Below are 929 nucleotides of genomic sequence, written 5' to 3'. Positions count from 1 at the left end.
TCTTGTGGTGCACCATTGTTCTCAATCGATAGTTCTGATAATGGTGTAACAGCACTCCATGCTGCTGCATCATAAGCATCCATTGGTGGGGCTATGTTTTCTTTTGCCGATTCTACAAAGGCATTTAATACAAAGAAATCTATACCTCCATGACCTGCTTCAGTAGCACTTGCTCCATATTTCTTCCATAATGGATGATCGTATTTTTCAAACCAAGCATCCATAGCTTCCCAACCATGCCCCTTAGTAGTGCCTTCTACATGTATTCGCTGAGTATGGTAATCAAAATCTGTAAGTCCCTGAACACCCTGTACTTTAAAGCCTAATGAATATGGATGTGGGGTATTTACATTATGTGTAACTATAATGGTTTCTCCATTTGAAGTTTCTATTGTTGAAGTGATTATATCTCCTTGTTTCCATTTCAACTTGGCATTCGGGTGATCCTTCCCCCCATTGTCAACTATGTATTTATTTAAGCCTATAGCCTTGGTTGCATGAGAGGTTAAAGAAACAAAACGGTTCCCTCTATTTACATCTGCCATAACAGCAACTGGACCTAAACCATGTGTTGGATATACATCGGCATTTCTTAGTAAAGAGTGTTGGGTTCTCCATGCTGATTCTGAAATACCCTTTTCACCAAACTCTACCCCTTTTCCGTATGCTGTCTTTCCGTCATTAAACTTAACCCCGCGTAAATCGTGTTGGTAACCACAAGTAAAATGTAGTAACTCTCCAAAAACATTTTGCTTTACCATATTTAATACAGCTAAAACATCTCTGCGGTAATTTACATTCTCTAAAATCATTAAATGAGAGCCTGTTTCTTCATGGGTATTTACCAAATCCCAGCATTCTTCCAAAGTATTTGCTGCTGATACTTCCAATCCTGTATATTTACCTGCTTTCATAGAATCTACTGCCAT

The 929-nt window shown here is 38.5% G+C and carries 1 protein-coding gene; it reads right to left on the bottom strand.

Translation table 11 applies throughout. From position 1 onward, the window contains the following. The coding region (locus tag M3P09_RS17175) for a Gfo/Idh/MocA family oxidoreductase (protein WP_249974055.1) at window positions 1-929 on the bottom strand (929 nt) is incomplete at both ends.

It is taken from the genome of Jejuia spongiicola, assembly GCF_023502325.1.
GTDB lineage: Bacteria > Bacteroidota > Bacteroidia > Flavobacteriales > Flavobacteriaceae > Wocania_A > Wocania_A spongiicola.
The sequence above is the reverse complement of the archived record's forward strand: the minus strand, read 5'-3'. Positions and strand labels throughout refer to the sequence as shown.